Annotated in this window: 14 protein-coding genes; 3 read left to right on the forward strand and 11 right to left on the reverse strand. The window is 71.9% G+C overall.

Features of this window, described 5'->3' with window-relative positions:
• Positions 1 to 63 precede the first annotated feature (63 nt).
• Together A4R43_RS16690 and A4R43_RS16695 are read left to right on the forward strand one after the other, a co-directional pair.
• A complete protein-coding gene (locus A4R43_RS16690) occupies positions 64 to 1,320 on the forward strand; it encodes an SAM-dependent methyltransferase (RefSeq protein WP_113693171.1) in 1,257 nt (418 codons plus the stop codon).
• A complete protein-coding gene (locus A4R43_RS16695; RefSeq protein WP_113693172.1) occupies positions 1,317 to 2,102 on the forward strand; it encodes a DUF1295 domain-containing protein in 786 nt (261 codons plus the stop codon). Before A4R43_RS16690 ends, A4R43_RS16695 begins: the two co-directional genes overlap by 4 nt.
• Here the strand turns inward: A4R43_RS16695 and A4R43_RS16700 are convergent.
• Positions 2,077 to 2,589 carry a DinB family protein gene (locus A4R43_RS16700; RefSeq protein ID WP_236809066.1) on the reverse strand — a complete coding sequence of 171 codons (513 nt, stop codon included), beginning with the start codon at positions 2,587 to 2,589 and terminating at the stop codon, positions 2,077 to 2,079. The genes A4R43_RS16695 and A4R43_RS16700 overlap by 26 nt on opposite strands.
• 262 nt (positions 2,590 to 2,851) lie before the next feature.
• Between A4R43_RS16700 and A4R43_RS16705 the strand changes: the two genes are divergently transcribed.
• The gene (locus A4R43_RS16705; RefSeq protein ID WP_113693173.1) at positions 2,852 to 3,469 is read left to right on the forward strand and encodes a DUF6928 family protein; all 618 of its coding nucleotides are present in this window, start codon (positions 2,852 to 2,854) and stop codon (positions 3,467 to 3,469) included.
• Positions 3,470 to 3,472: 3 nt separating this feature from the next.
• Here A4R43_RS16705 and A4R43_RS16710 read toward each other — a convergent pair whose 3' ends face one another.
• The 10 genes from A4R43_RS16710 to A4R43_RS16755 form a co-directional block, all read right to left on the reverse strand.
• The gene (locus A4R43_RS16710) at positions 3,473 to 4,279 is read right to left on the reverse strand and encodes a cell division protein FtsQ/DivIB (RefSeq protein ID WP_113693174.1); all 807 of its coding nucleotides are present in this window, start codon (positions 4,277 to 4,279) and stop codon (positions 3,473 to 3,475) included.
• A 3-nt stretch (positions 4,280 to 4,282) separates the two neighbouring features.
• Positions 4,283 to 5,701, reverse strand: coding sequence for a UDP-N-acetylmuramate--L-alanine ligase (gene murC, locus A4R43_RS16715; RefSeq protein WP_113693175.1), 1,419 nt, complete (start codon positions 5,699 to 5,701; stop codon positions 4,283 to 4,285).
• Entirely contained in the window at positions 5,698 to 6,816 is a 1,119-nt protein-coding gene (gene murG / locus A4R43_RS16720; protein WP_113693176.1) for an undecaprenyldiphospho-muramoylpentapeptide beta-N-acetylglucosaminyltransferase, read from the reverse strand. The genes murC and murG overlap by 4 nt, the downstream gene beginning before the upstream one ends.
• 11 nt (positions 6,817 to 6,827) lie before the next feature.
• The gene (gene ftsW, locus A4R43_RS16725) at positions 6,828 to 8,294 is read right to left on the reverse strand and encodes a putative lipid II flippase FtsW (RefSeq protein ID WP_418190825.1); all 1,467 of its coding nucleotides are present in this window, start codon (positions 8,292 to 8,294) and stop codon (positions 6,828 to 6,830) included.
• Complete coding sequence (gene murD, locus A4R43_RS16730; RefSeq protein WP_162788496.1) at positions 8,281 to 9,681, reverse strand: UDP-N-acetylmuramoyl-L-alanine--D-glutamate ligase; 1,401 nt, start codon at positions 9,679 to 9,681, stop codon at positions 8,281 to 8,283. Before murD ends, ftsW begins: the two co-directional genes overlap by 14 nt.
• Before the next feature lie 19 nt (positions 9,682 to 9,700).
• The gene (gene mraY / locus A4R43_RS16735) at positions 9,701 to 10,783 is read right to left on the reverse strand and encodes a phospho-N-acetylmuramoyl-pentapeptide-transferase (protein ID WP_113693179.1); all 1,083 of its coding nucleotides are present in this window, start codon (positions 10,781 to 10,783) and stop codon (positions 9,701 to 9,703) included.
• Positions 10,780 to 12,246 (reverse strand): UDP-N-acetylmuramoyl-tripeptide--D-alanyl-D-alanine ligase, encoded by a 1,467-nt coding sequence (locus tag A4R43_RS16740; protein WP_113693180.1) that lies wholly within the window; start codon positions 12,244 to 12,246, stop codon positions 10,780 to 10,782. Before A4R43_RS16740 ends, mraY begins: the two co-directional genes overlap by 4 nt.
• Complete coding sequence (locus tag A4R43_RS16745; RefSeq protein WP_113697661.1) at positions 12,243 to 13,781, reverse strand: UDP-N-acetylmuramoyl-L-alanyl-D-glutamate--2,6-diaminopimelate ligase; 1,539 nt, start codon at positions 13,779 to 13,781, stop codon at positions 12,243 to 12,245. Before A4R43_RS16745 ends, A4R43_RS16740 begins: the two co-directional genes overlap by 4 nt.
• Before the next feature lie 166 nt (positions 13,782 to 13,947).
• A complete protein-coding gene (locus A4R43_RS16750) occupies positions 13,948 to 14,436 on the reverse strand; it encodes a hypothetical protein (RefSeq protein ID WP_236809220.1) in 489 nt (162 codons plus the stop codon).
• Between the two features lie 173 nt (positions 14,437 to 14,609).
• The gene (locus tag A4R43_RS16755; RefSeq protein WP_236809068.1) at positions 14,610 to 15,107 is read right to left on the reverse strand and encodes a hypothetical protein; all 498 of its coding nucleotides are present in this window, start codon (positions 15,105 to 15,107) and stop codon (positions 14,610 to 14,612) included.

Genomic DNA, 15,107 nt, shown 5'->3' on the forward strand with positions numbered 1-15,107 from the left:
TCGGCGCCCACCGGCGAGCGGATTGGTACCCATCCGCTCGCGCGCCGGCGGCGAATCCCCGGTATGCCGAGAACTGCCGAACGCATCGCCGGTTTCGCACGGGACCTGCTGGGGGCGCCGCTGCCGGTGGGCATCCGCGCCTGGGACGGCTCGCGGGCCGGGCCGCCCGGCGTCACCGTGGTGCTGAACTCGCGGCGGGCGCTGCGGCGGCTGCTCTACGCACCCGGTGAACTCGGGCTCGCCCGCGCGTACGTCAGCGGCGACCTGGACGTGGAGGGCGACCTGAGCGAGGGGTTCCGCCGGATCTGGGCGCTGAGCAGGTCGGGCGCGCGTGTCCGGATGGGACCGGCGCACTGGGCCAGGGGCGTCCGGCTGGCTCTGCGCCTCGGCCTCGCCGGGCCACCACCCCGACCACCGGCCGAGGAGGCGCGGCTGACCGGCAGACGGCACACGCCGCGGCGCGACCGGTCCGCCATCGCACACCACTACGACCTGGGAAACGCCTTCTACCAGCTGCTGCTCGACGAATCGATGGCCTATTCGAGCGCGTACTGGACCGCCGACCGGCCCGGGTACGACCTGGCCCAGGCGCAGCGCGACAAGCTCGACCTGATCTGCCGCAAGCTCGGCCTGCGACCGGGCATGCGCCTGCTGGACGTCGGCTGCGGCTGGGGCTCGCTGGTGATCCACGCGGCCAAGCACTACGACGTGCACGCGGTCGGCGTGACGCTGTCCGCCGAGCAGGCAGAGCACGTGCGCACACGGGTCGCCGCGCTCGACCTGGACGACCGCGTCGAAGTGCGGCGGCAGGACTACCGCGAGATCACCGGCGAACCGTTCGACGCGGTGGCGTCCATCGAGATGGGCGAGCACGTCGGCGAGGAGAACTACCCGCGTTACACCGGGACGCTGTTCCGCCTGCTCAAGCCGCGGGGACGGCTGGTGCTGCAGCAGATGTCGCGGGGCGCGGCGGCCCCGGGCGGTGGCGCGTTCATCGAGCGCTACATCGCGCCCGACATGACCATGCGCCCGCTCTCGCGCACGCTGGGCCATCTGGAGGGTTCCGGCTTCGAGATCCGCGACGTGCACGCGTTGCGGGAACACTACGTGGAAACCGTGCGTGCCTGGTCGGACACGCTGGAGTCACGCTGGCACGACGTGGTCGCGCTGATCGGTGAGGCCGGGGCCCGCGTGTGGCGGCTCTACCTGACCGGCGGCGCGCTGGCCTTCGAGGAGAACCGCATGGGAGTGGACCAGATCCTGGCCGTACGCCCGGGTGAAGCCGGGGAAAGCGGCCTGACGGCCACCCGCGAGCGATGAACCTGCTGATCAGCGCCGCGGTGGCGCTCGGCATGGCGCTGGTGGCGGTGTGCGCCACCTTCGCCGTCGCGCTGGCCCGGCGCCGGTACGACACCATCGACACCTTCTGGGGCCTGGGCTTCGCACTGATCGCGGTGGTGGCCTTCCCGTACGGCACCGGGGACCTGGCGCTGCGGCTCGTGGTCACCGGACTGACCGTGGTCTGGGGTGTGCGGCTGGCGGTGCACCTGCACCTGCGCAACCGCGGGCAGCCGGAGGACCCGCGCTACGCCGGGATGGCCGACCGGCCGGCGTCGCGGGTTTTCGTTCGCGTGTACCTCCTGCAGGCGCTCGTGCTGTGGTTCGTTTCGCTGCCGGTGCTGGCCGCGCAGCACGGCACCGGGATCGGCGTGCTCGGCTGGCTGGGCGTCGCGGTGTGGTCGATCGGGTTCGCCTTCGAGGTCGTCGGCGACGAGCAGCTTCGGCGGTTCAAGGCGGACCCGGCCAACCACGGCCGGGTGCTGGACACCGGGCTGTGGCGCTACACCCGCCACCCCAACTACTTCGGCGACGCCTGCGTCTGGTGGGGGCTGTACCTGCTGGCCTGCTCGACCTGGCCGGGCGCGGCCACCGTGCTCTCCCCGCTGGTGATGACCTTCACCCTGGTCAAGGGCACCGGGAAACCGTTGCTGGAGAAGGGACTCCACCGCACGCGGCCGGGATACGCCTACTACGTCGAGCGCACCAGCGGGTTCTTCCCGCTGCCGCCCCGGCGGGCTACTCCCCCGTCTGCCCGTCGGTGAGTTCACGAAGCAGGTCGAGGTGCCCGGCGTGGCGGCCGGTTTCCTCGATCATGTGCAGCAGCACCCACCGCACGGTCACCTCACGCTCCTTGCGGCCGAAGGTGATCACCTGGTCCAGTTCGAGCTTCGCGGCGATTTCACGGCCGGTCTGGCATTGCGCCTCATAGGCCTCGACCAACTCGTCGATCGGCACCGAAGCGGCCGCGGTGAACTCGGCGTCGCGATCCTCTTTGAACCGTTCCCGCCACGGGTCCTCCTGCCCGCCGAGCACCACGGAAAACCAGTACGACTCGACGTAGGTGAGGTGGCCGACGAGCCCGGCGACGGTGGTGTGCGTGCTGGTCGGCACGTGCACCCGCCGCGCCTGTTCGTCGGTGAGCCCACGCGCCTTGAGCGAAACCGCGCTGCGGAGGAAATCGAGAAAACCGTTGAGCTGGTCGCGTTCGGAACCGGTCATCGGCGGTTCGGGGCGCGTTTCGGAAGCCATGCCCGGCATTCTGCACGGTGCAACTGGAACAAGCTAAGGAATTGCCCAGTACCCGCCGCCGCGGCATCCACCAAGAGGTTGATGCGGCGGGGACCGCAACCGCGACATGCTCGACGGAGTACGGCCGACCAAAGGGGTACCGATGCTGGGATACCGCTCGCTCGCTGAGACTAGTCATCTCCGCAGTGGCCAGTTGGTTCACTGGCCCGGCTCGCTCCACACACGACAGTGCGTGCCCTCGCCTTGGCCGGAAGGAGGCCCCATGGGTGCGGTGACAGCCATGCTGGTCTATTCCGAAGACGACGCGAAGGTGGTGCTGCCCGGCCACCCCGTGCCCGATCGTGAGGCCACGCGGGCGATGGCGCGGCGGCTCCAGCCCCACGGCGTGCTGGAAGAGATCGGCGACGGAAACCTGCTGGAGAACGTCAACCCGCCCGACGGCCGCATGTACGTCGGCTGCTTTCCCGGGCTGACCGTGATCTGCGCGCCGGAGGCAGCGGTGGACCAGCCGTCGCAGCTGCCGCCGAACCTGCTGGAACCGGCCGGCGACGCCACCGTCTACCTGCACGCCATGCACAGCGCGGTGGACTGGTTCGCCTACGCGATGTGGGAGCAGGGCACGCTGGTGCGTTCGCTCAGCCTCGCCCCGGAATACGGCATTCTCGAGGAAACCGGGGACGCCCTGATGTTCGAGAAGCCGTACTGGTCGGGTGACCGCCCGCCGCTGCTGCCCGGCCCGTTCCCGTTCCACCCGCTGGATCTGGGCGAGGAGGCGCTGCGCGCGCTGCTCGGCATCACCTACGAGGGCAAGCCGTTCGACGGCGACCCCGACCTCAAGGAGATCACCCTGCTCGGCTTCCAGTACGACGATTCGCCGTGAGCCTCAGGAAACCGTGGGCAGTTCCGGGCTGGAGACGTCGTAGACCTTGCCCGGCTGGGTGAGCAGCGCGGCGAGCACCTTGGTCTTGCGATCGATCTGGTCGGCGTCGCCCCAGCGGATCTGCCTGCCGTCGTTGAGGTCCAGCCGCACGCTGCCGGGCGAGTCCGCGCCGACGGCGGCCACCTGGGCGCGCAACTGCTGCGGCAGCGCGATCAGCACGGCCGTCGCCGCGCGGGTGGGCGGGTCGTCCGGGCCGACGCGCGCCAGCTTCAGCTCCGGCAGCCCCGACGGCGCCATCGGCACCTTCTTGAACACGAACCCCGACTCGTCCACCAGGTGGATTTCCTGCCCGGTGTTGAAGAACCCGATCGGCGTGCGCTCCGAAACCGCGATCTCGATGGTCGACGGCCACGACCGCGAAACGTCCGCGGTGGCCACGCCCGGCAGGGTGAGCACCCGGTCGCGGATCTCGTCGGTGTCCACCCGCAGCATCGCGCGCCTGTCCGGCACTGCGGCGACCGCGCGGATCTGATCGGGCGAAAGGCTCGTCGCGCCCACCACGTCCACCGTGCGCACGCCCAGCAGCGAAGTGAAGAACACCAGGTAGAGCCCGGCGATCACGCTGACCACGCTGAGCAACGCCACCCACCGGCGCTGCATCGCCTTGCGGCGGCTCGGCCGGGTGCCGGTGCGCTGGCGCGCGCTCGCCGGACGGCGGCCCCGGCGGCTGGCCGACGCCGACCGCGCGGGCCCGCGCTCCTCGCCCGGCCCGCGCCGCCGCCGCTGCCTGGCTTCCCTGGCCGTGGTCACGCGCTAGCCCTGCTCGCTCCGGCGGTCCAGCTCGGTGAGGAGCTCCGGACCGAGCTGCGTGACGTCACCGGCGCCCATGGTGACCACCAGGTCACCCGGCTTCGCCAGGTCGGCCGCCAGCGTCACCACCTTGTCGAAGGCCGGTTCGTAGTGGACCGAGGTGGACACCGTGGACACCTGCTCCGCGATGAGAGCACCGCTCACACCCGGCTCCGGCTCCTCGCGCGCGCCGAACACGTCGAGCACCACCACCTCGTCCGCCAGGCTCAGCGCCTCGGCGAACTCGGTGGCGAAGGTTTTGGTCCGCGAGTACAGGTGCGGCTGGAACAACACGATCACGCGCCCGCTGCCCGCCGCGTGCCGCACCGCGCGCAGCTGCGCGGCCACCTCGGTCGGGTGGTGGGCGTAGTCGTCGTAGACCCGGACGTCGGCGGAGCGGCCCTTGAACTCGAACCGCCGCCGCACCCCGCCGAACGCGGCCAGCCCCTCGGCCAGTTCCTCGACCGGCGCGCCCAGTTCGACCCCGGCGAGCAGCGCGGCGACCGCGTTGAGCGCCATGTGCTCCCCCGGCACCGCGACCAGCACGTCCAGCTGCTTGCCGCCGACCTCGACCCGGACGACGCCGCCTTCGGGCCCCGGCGTGTAGTCGAGGACCTTCGCGTCGCCTTCTCCGGTGACCGTCCGGCCGTAGCGCTGCACCCGCAGCCCCTCGGCCTCGGCCTTGCCAGCCAGTTCGGCGGCGGGCGCGTCGTCGGCGCAGACGATCAGCAGCCCGCCCGGCTCCAGCCGCCGGACGAACTTCGTGAACACCTCGACGTAGGCCTCGGCGGTGCCGTGGTGGTCGAGGTGGTCGGGCTCCACATTGGTCACCACCGCGACCGACGGCGAGTAGGCCAGGAACGACCCGTCGCTCTCGTCGGCCTCGGCGACGAAGATGCCGCCGGTGCCGTGGTGGGCGTTCGAACCGGACTCGTTCAGGTCACCGCCGATGGCGAACGACGGGTCGAGCCGGCAGTGCTGCAACGCCACGGTGAGCATCGAGGTGGTCGAGGTCTTCCCGTGCGTACCGGCGATGCAGGCCACCCGGTGGCCCTCCATCAGCCCGGCCAGCGCCTCGGCCCGGTGCAGCACCGGGATGCCGCGCTCACGCGCCGCGGCGAACTCCGGGTTGGTGTCCTTGATCGCGGTGGACACCACCACCGCGCTCGGCCCGCCGTCGAAGGCGTCCAGGTTCTCCGCCGCCTGCCCGACCGCGATCTTCGCGCCCTGCGCGCGCAGGCCGGGGAAGGCACGCGAGTCCTTGGCGTCCGAACCGGACACTTCGGCACCCCGCGCGAGCAGGATGCGGGCGATCCCGCTCATGCCGGCACCGCCGATGCCGATCAGGTGCGCCCGCCGCAGCACCTCGGGAAGTTCCGTCATTTCGCCGCCGCCTCCAGCACGATCCGGGCCAGCACCTCGTCGGCTTCGCGGTGCCCGAGACCCACCGCGGCCGCGCTCATCTCCGCCACCCTGGCCTTATCCGCCACCAGCGGCACCACAAGTTCGGCCACCTTGCCCGCGGTCAGGTCCGCGTCCTCGACCAGCAGCGCCGCGCCGGCGTCCACCGCGGGCTTGGCGTTGAGGCCCTGCTCGCCGTTGCCGTGCGGCAGCGGCACAAAAATCGCGGGCAGCCCCACCGCGGAAACCTCGGCCGCGGTCATCGCGCCGGACCGGCAGAGCACCGCGTCGGCGGCCGCGTAGGCCAGGTCCATCCGCTCCAGGTACGGCACCGGCACGTAGGCCGGCTTGTCCGGGAACTCCTGCACCACCAAGGTGTTCTTCGGGCCGTGCGCGTGCAGCACGCCGATGCCCGCGTCGGCGAAGTCCTTGGCCGCGCCGGAAATCGCGTTGTTGATCGAGGCTGCGCCCTGCGAACCGCCGAACACCAGCAGCGTCGGCGCGTCCGGGTCGAGCCCGAAGTGCGCGCGTGCCTCGGCACGCAGCGCCGCGCGGTCCAGCGAGGTGATCGAGCGCCGCAGCGGGATGCCGACGACCTCGGCGTTGGGCAGCGGGGTGCCCGGCACCGCGACCGCGACGCGCGCGGCGAAGCGAGCACCGACCTTGTTCGCCAGCCCGGCGGTCTTGTTCGCCTCGTGCACCACGATCGGCACGCGGCCACGCGCGGCCAGGTACGCGGGCAGCGCGACGTAACCGCCGAAGCCGACCACCACGTCGGCACCCACCCGCTCCAGCACCTCGCGGGTCTTCTTCACCGAATCGCGCACCTTCAGCGGCAGCCGGAGCAGCTCCGGCGTCGGCTTGCGCGGCATCGGCACCGGCGGGATCAGCTCCAGCGGATACCCCCGCTCCGGCACCAGCTTGGTCTCCAGTCCGCGTGCGGTGCCGAGCGCGACGATCTTCGCGTCCGGCCGCAGGCGCTTGACCGCGTCCGCGAGCGCGAGCGCCGGCTCGATGTGGCCTGCCGTGCCACCGCCCGCCACCACCACGGTCGGCGCCGCCTGGTCGACGGCCCTGCTGGCTCTGTCCGCTCCCACTGCCGGGTCTGTCACCGACGTCCTCTCCGTGTCGAACTTCCGCGTGCCGTAGTGGCCCTGGTCGCACCGCCGCCGCGCCGCTGGACGGCGGCGGGCCTGCCGTCGCCGCGGGCCGCGGGACGGCCGCGCTTGGTACCGCTGCCACGCGCACCGGCGGAGCCCCGGCGCTTGGTCGGCGGACGGTACGGCTCGGGCGCCGGCAGGCGCAGCAGTCGCCCGAATTTACCCGGCCCCTGCGTGCGCAGTGCGGCCACCGCCTCCGGTTCGTGCCGGGCGCAGTTGGCCAGGATGCCGAGCAGCAGCATGGTCACCACCAGTGAGGTGCCGCCGTAGGAGATCAGCGGCAGGGTCACCCCGGTGACCGGCAGCAACCCGATCACGTAGCCGATGTTGATCGCCGCCTGCGCGACCACCCACACCGTCAGCGTGCCGGCCACGATCCGGATCCACGGGTCCAGGTTACGCGTGGCGATCCGCATGCCGACCACGGCGAGCAGGCCGAACAGCCCGATCACCACCACGCAGCCGACGAACCCGAGTTCCTCGCCGATCAGCGCGAAGATGAAGTCGTGCTGCACGTTCGGCAGGTAGCGCCACTTCGACTGCCCCTGCACCAGCCCCTTGCCGAAGAAGCCGCCCTCGGCGATGGCGTAGAGCGCCTGGTTGGCCTGCAGCCCCTTGCCCTGCGGGTCGGCGCCGGGGTTGAGGAAGGTCATCACGCGGTCCAGCCGGTACTGCGCGATCAGCGCCAGGATGACCGCACCGCCGACACCGCCGGCCAGGATCACCCCGAACAGCCGCTTCGGCGCACCGGCGAACCACAGCAGCGCGACCAGCACCACGCCGAGGGTGACCGTGCCGCCGAGGTCGGGCTGCGCCATCACCAGCGCGAACATCAGCAGCGCGGCGGGCACCACCGGGACCAGCAGGTGCCGCCACTGGTGCAGCACGTTGTACTTGATCACCAGGATGTGCGCGCCCCACAGCGCGAGCGCCACCTTGGCCAGCTCGACCGGCTGCAGCGAGAACGGCCCGACCACGAACCAGCCCTGCGAGCCGTTGACGTTCTTGCCGAGCGGGGTGAGCACCAGCATCAGCAGGCCCAGGCAGACCACCATCGCGGTGGACGAGAGCGCCCTGATCCGCCGCAGCGACACCCGCAGCCCGATCAGGAACGCCAGCGAGCCGATGCCGACGAACATCAGGTGCTTCTGGAACAGCGCGTACACCGACGAGCCGGTCTCGGGGTTGTAGGAGGACGGCGACGACGCCGAGAGCACCATCACGATCCCGATCACCGTCAGCGTGCCGGTGATGGCGAGCACCAGGTGGAACGAGGCCAGCGGCCGCGACAGCCACGCGGTCAGCGCGAACTGCTCGGTGGAAAAGCTCCTGGACGACCGCTCGCCCTTCGCCCGCCGCCGCGCCGCGCGCCCGGCCGCGGTCTTGCCCTCGTCGTCAGCCTCAGCCGCTGTCACTGTTCCGCCCCCGGCCCGCCATGGCATGCACCGCGGCGGTGAAGGCATCGCCACGCTGGGCGTAGTCGCGGAACATGTCCAATGAGGCGGCCGCGGGCGCCAGCACCACCACGTCCCCGGGACGTGCCATGGCACTGGCCGCACTCACCGCCGCAGTCATGGGCTCATCGTCACCCGGGCGGAGCGTCTTCACCGGGACATCCGGCGCGTGTCGCGCCAAAGCGGCGGCGATCACCGGCGAATCCACGCCGAGCAGCACCACCCCGCGGAGGCGGTCGGCGGCGGCCTGGACCAGCCCGTCCACCGCGGCCCCCTTGAGCTGACCGCCGGCGATCCACACCACGTCGGCGTAGGCCCCGAGCGAACCGGCGGCGGCGTGCGGATTGGTGGCCTTGGAGTCGTTGACGTAACGCACCCCGGCGACCTCGGCGACCTCCACCGCCCGGTGCGCGCCCGGCTGGAACTCCCGCAGCCCCTTGGCGATCGCGTCGGCGGGCACGCCGTACGCCCGCGCGAGCGCGGCCGCGGTGAGCGCGTTCAGCACGTTGTGCGCCCCGGCCGGGCGCACGTCGGACAGCGCGCCCAGTTCCTCGGCGCGGTGCACCGGGTCGGCCACAAAAGCGCGATCGACCAGCAGGTCCTCCACCACGCCCAGCTCACCGGGCCGCGGCGTGTCCACCCCGATGCCGACCTGGGTGGCGGACTCGGGCGCGTACGCGGCGGCCAGCCGGACCGACCACTCGTCGAGCGAGTTGTGCACCACGGTCGCCGAGTGCTGGTGGATCTTGCCCTTGGCGGCGGCGTACTCGGCCATCGAGCCGTGCCAGTCGATGTGGTCCTCGGCCAGGTTGAGCACCACCGACGCGTGCGGCGCCAGCGACCGCGACCAGTGCAGCTGGAAGCTCGACAGCTCCACGGCCAGCACGCGGTGCCCGGCGAGCACCGCGTCCAGCACCGCGTAGCCGACGTTGCCGCAGGCCACCGCGTCCACCCCGGCCGCGCGCAACACCGACTCCAGCATGCCGACCGTGGTCGTCTTGCCGTTGGTCCCGGTGACCGCCAGCCACACCGGCGGCTCCGGCAGGTCCTGCCCGATCCGCCAGGCCAGCTCGACGTCGCCGATCACCTCGACGCCCGCCGCCTCGGCGGCCACCAGCAGCGGCGCGGTCGGCCGCCAGCCCGGGCTGGTCACCACCAGCGCGGTCCCCGCCGGCGGTTCGGTCAGGCCGGGGGCCAGCGCGGCCCCCAGCCCGTCGAGTTCGGCGAGGCGTTCGGCGTTGCCGTCGGTCACGGTGACCTCGGCACCCAGCCCGAGCAGCGCGGTGACCACGGACCGGCCGGTCACCCCGGCCCCGGCCACGAGCACGTGGCGTCCGGCCAGCTCCATCAGCTAGTCCTTCCCTGCGTCAGCCGCCGCCGGCCAGCTGCTCGCTGTAGAACAGGCCGAGGCCGAACATGCAGCAGATCGCCGCGAGCAGCCAGAACCGGATGATCACCGTGGTTTCGGCCCAGCCTGCCAGCTCGAAGTGGTGGTGGAACGGGGCCATCCGGAACAACCGCCGCCGGGTGGTGCGGAAGACCGCGATCTGCAGCACCACCGAGATCATCTCGACCATGAACAGGCCGCCGATGACGATGGCGAGCAGCTCGGTGCGGGTGGTCATGGACAGCCCGGCGACCAGGCCGCCGAGCGCCAGCGAGCCGGTGTCGCCCATGAAGATCTTCGCGGGCGCGGCGTTCCACCACAGGAAGCCGACGCAGGCGCCGGTGGCGGCCGCGGCGACCACTGCGAGGTCCAGCGGGTCGCGCACGTTGTAGCAGGCGGCCGCCGGGCTCTCCGCGCAGCTGAGCCTGGCCTGCCAGAACGAGATGACCACGTAGGTGGCCAGCACCATGGCCGCCGCGCCGCCGGCCAGGCCGTCCAGGCCGTCGGTGAAGTTCACCGCGTTCGACCAGCCGGAGATGACCACCAGGGTGAACAGCACGAACAGCGGGATCGGCAGCACGATCAGCTCGATGTCGCGCACGTAGGACAGGTTCATCGACGCCGGGCTGAGCCCGTTCTCGTCGGCGAACTGCAGCGCGAGCACCGCGAAGGCGACCCCGACCACCACCTGGCCGACGATCTTCGCCGTCTTGTTCAGCCCGAGGTTGCGCTGCTTGCGGATCTTGATGAAGTCGTCGAGAAAACCGACCACGCCGAGGCCGACGCCGAGGAACAGCACCAGCAGGCCGGAGGCGGACGGGCCGCTGCTGTTGTCGTCGCCCATCCAGTTGATCAGGTGGGCGACGAAGTAGCCGACCACCATCGCGATGATGATCGCCACGCCGCCCATGGTCGGCGTGCCGCGCTTGGACTTGTGCCCGGCCGGGCCCTCCTCGCGGATCTCCTGGCCGAAGCCCTGGCGGGAGAACACGCGGATCAGGTACGGCGTGAGCAGGATGGAGACCAGCAGGCCGACGGATGCCGCGATCAGGATGCTGATCACGCCTCACCGCCAGTACCCGCGAGCACCGCGTCGGCCACCCGCCACAGCGCGGCGGCCTTGGATGCCTTGACCAGCACCACGTCCTGCGGCCGCAGCTGCTCGCGAAGCAAGGCGATGGCGGCGTCGGTGTCGGGCACCAGGACGGACTCCTCTCCCCATGAACCTTCGTGGCTTGCGCCTTGGTGCATCGCGGCGGCTTCCTCACCGACCACCACGAGCCTGCCGATGTTGAGCCGGACGGCCAGGCGGCCGATCTCGTCGTGCGCGGCCACGCTATCGGCACCGAGTTCGCCCATCACACCGAGGACCGCCCAAGATCGGCGGCCCGCGCTCATCGAGGCGAGGGCCTTCAGCGCCGCCCGGACCGACTCCGGGTTGGCGTTGTACGAGTCGTTCAGCACCACCAGGCCGTCTTCCCTGGTGGTGACCTCCATGCGCCGGGCGGAGCGCCGGGTCACCGCGGACAGCCGCGCGGCCACATCCTCCAGCGAGGCACCCAGCTCCAGCGCGACGGCGGCGGCCGAGAGCGCGTTGCCGACGTGGTGCTCGCCGTGCAGCGGCAACTTCACGTCCGCGGAACCGGCGGCGGTGACCAGCCGGAACGAAGCGCGGGCCTGCTCGTCGAGCACCAGGTTCTCGGCGCGCACGGCCGCGTCCGGGTGTTCGCCGACGCCGACCACCCTGGCCTTCGTCCGCGACGCCATGCCCGCGACCAGCGCGTCGTCGAGGTTGAGCACCGCGATGCCGTCTTCCGGCAGCGCCTCGGGCAGTTCGCCCTTGGCCTTGGCGATGCCCTCACGCGAACCGAACTCGCCGACGTGCGCACTGCCCACGTTGAGCACCACGCCGATGCGCGGCGGCGCGATCCGGGCCAGCTCGGCGATGTGCCCCGGCCCGCGCGCGGACATCTCGAGCACCAGGTACCGGGTGCTCGCGTCGGCACGCAGCGCGGTCCACGGGTGGCCCAGCTCGTTGTTGAACGAACCGGGCGGCGCGACCGTCGGGCCCAGCGGTTCGAGCAGCTGCGCGATCAGGTCCTTGGTGGAGGTCTTGCCCGACGAGCCGGTCACGCCGACCACGGTCAGCCCGGTCTTCGCCAGCTCACCGACCACGTGCGCGGCGAGCTTGCCGAGCGCGGCCAGCACGGCGGCACCGGAACCGTCGGAGTCCCCGGTGAGCACCATCGCGCGCTCGTTCGCCTGCCCGTCGGCCAGCGGCGGCACGATCACCGCGGGCGCGTCGACCTCGCGGGCCGCGAGCACCCCGGCCGCGCCGGCGGCCACCGCCTTGGCGGCGAAGGTGTGCCCGTCGACCTTCTCGCCGGGCAGCGCGATGAACAGCCCGCCTTCGGTGAGCTGCCGCGAGTCGAACTCCACCGATCCGGTGACCCGCTGGCTGCCGTCGGTGCCGTGCAGCCGCCCGCCGACGATCTCGGCGATTTCGGCCAGGGTCAGCGCGATCACGCGTGCACCCCCAGCCTGATGCGGATCGCGGCCTCCAGCTCGTCGCGGTCGGAGAAGGGGTGCACCACGCCGTGTGCCTCCTGCCCGGTCTCGTGGCCCTTGCCCGCGACGAGCACGATGTCGCCCGGGCCTGCCAGTTCCACCGCACGCGCGATGGCCGCGCGCCGGTCGCCGATTTCCTCGATCTCGCCGCCCGCGGCACCGGCCGACCGCGCACCGGCGAGCATCGCCGCGCGGATCGGTTCCGGGTCCTCGGAACGGGGGTTGTCGTCGGTCACGATCAGCACGTCGCTGCGCCTGGCCGCGGCCTCGCCCATCATCGGGCGCTTGGCGGTGTCGCGGTCGCCACCGCAGCCGAGCACGGTGATCACACGGCCGTCGGTGCGGGCACGCAGTGCGTCGAGCGCCTGCGCCACCGCGGCCGGCTTGTGCGCGTAGTCGACCACCGCGGTGAACGGCTGTCCCAAGTGGACGCGTTCCATCCGGCCCGGCACCTCGACCTCGCTCAGCCCGCGCACGATGTCGGGCAGTTCCACGCCGGTGACGTCCAGGATCGCCGCGGCCAGCAGCGCGTTGGCCACGTTGAACTCACCCGGCAGCGGGATCTTCGCCGCGGCGGTGCGGCCACCCGGCGCGTGCAGCACGAACGACTGCTCGCCGGTGGGCAGCGCGGTGAGCTCGGTGGCGGTCCAGGCCGCCTCGTTCTCCGGTTCGGTGGACACGGTCACCGTGTGCGGGGTGACCAGCGCCTGCCCCCACGCGCTGTCGACCACCACCACCTCGGTGGTGGACCGGCCGTCGAACAGCAGCGACTTGGCGGCGAAGTAGTCCTCCATGTCGCGGTGGAAGTCCAGGTGGTCCTGCGACAGGTTGGTGAACGCGCCGACCGCGAACCGGGTGCCGGTGACCCGGCCCAGCGCCAGCGCGTGGCTGGACACCTCCATCGGCACGTGCGTGACGCCCTGCTCCACCATCACCGCGAACAGCGCCTGCAGGTCGGGCGCCTCCGGGGTGGTGAACGCGCTGGCCAGCCGCTCACCCGCGATCCGGGTCTCCACCGTGCCGATCAGCCCGGTGGTGCGGCCCGCGGCACGCAACCCGGAGTCGATCAGGTAGGCCGTGGTGGTCTTGCCGGAGGTACCGGTCACGCCGAGCACCGAGAGCTTCAGCGACGGCTCGCCGTAGATCCACGCGGCCATCAGGCCGAGCGCCTGGCGCGGCTCGGGGTGCACGAGCACCGGCAGCCCGGAGTCGCGCACGGCGGGGCGCTCGGCGCCCGCCTCGTCGGTGAGCACCGCGGTGGCACCGGCGGCGATCGCGGCTTCGGCGAAGTCGGCGCCGTGGGCGCGGGCACCGGGCAGGGCGGCGAACAGGTCACCGGGCAGGACGTGCTGGGCGCGCAGGGTCGCGCCGGTCACCGCCGTCTCCACGCTTTCGGGTGGCGCGATCAGCCGGGCGTCGGCGCGGGCGACCAGCGTGTTCAGCGGCACCGGCTCGGTCAGCGCCGGCCGGGGCGGTGCGACGACGGCCTTCACCGGGCTGTCCGGCACCTGCCCGCCGGACCTGCCAGGCCCATCGTTGTTGACAGACACAGGCGGCAGGTTACCGGCGGCGCATTCGGGTGACCCAAGGCGGTACTGGGTGCGAGCGGCCGATCGCTCTTTGGTAGCGCGGAACTCTCCCCCGGGCCGGGGAGCCGGGTCACAGTGCGGTGAGTTCGGCGATCTTCCAGGAGCCGTCGATTTTCTTCGCGCGCACGTCGAGATGGGCGGCCGAAGAGGTCTGCCCGTTCTCGCCGGGACGCAGCGTCTGCTGGTCGAGGAACACCAGCAACCGCGCGCTGTCGGCCCGCAGTTCCCGCACGCCCGCCGAGCGGATCGTGGTGGTGCGCACCAGTTTCTCCGCCTCCGCCTGCTGCCGCGCCGCGGCGAAGCTCTCCTGGTACTGGGTGACCGCCTTGTCCACCAGCAGCCCGCCCGCGGCGCGCTCGGTCCGGTCGAGATTGGCGTAGTCGTAGGAGAAAATCGCCTTCACCGCGGCACCGACCTGATCGGAGACCTCGGCCGTGGCAGCGGCGTCCACCAGCGCGAGGTTCGCCGACGGATCGCCTTCGGACAGCCGCGCCGCCTCCACGCCGAACCAGACCGCGCACCCGGTGGCGAGCACTAGCACCGCCGCGAGCACGGCGATCGAAGTGGCCAGCCGGGAATCCGTTTTGCCCGTTTCCGCCGATTCTTCCGCCGGCTTTTCCGATTCGGTGCCGTCGGTGCCGGAGACGGCATCGGTGTCCAGTTCCAGCGTGCCCGAATGCGTTTCGGTGAATTCTTCGCCGGTTTCCGTGTCCTGCTTGTCAGTACCCATCATCAGCCCGCCTGGACGGCGCTCACCTTCCAGCCCTGGTCGGTCCGGGTCAGTTCGACGGACAGCCGGCTGCGGTTGGGCACCGGCGGCTCGTTGTTGATCCCGATCCGCACGTCCAGCACGGCGACCAGCCGCGCGGTGTCTGGCAGCAGCTCCACCAGCGCCGCCTGCCGCACCGACGCGGTGGCCATGGTCCTGGTCTCCGCCGTGCGCTTGAGGTGCTCCTCGCGGTCGGTGGCCAGGTCCTTGCCGAACTGCCCGGTGCTGACCTGCAGCCAGCGGTCGTAGTCGAACTGCACGGTGCGGTAGTCGACCGTGTTCAGCGCGGTCAGCGCGGTGGAGGCGGTGGACAGCACTTCGTCGCGCTCACGCGCGCGGGTCAGCTCGTCGTCCTGCGCGGCGGCCCGCCACGACCAGCCGAACCAGGCGGCCGCGGCCACGGCGAGCACCGCGGCCACCAGCAGGCCACGCCGCAGCAGGCGGAGGTTCACGGATTTCAC

The organism is Amycolatopsis albispora, from assembly GCF_003312875.1.
In the GTDB taxonomy this organism is placed as follows: domain Bacteria; phylum Actinomycetota; class Actinomycetes; order Mycobacteriales; family Pseudonocardiaceae; genus Amycolatopsis; species Amycolatopsis albispora.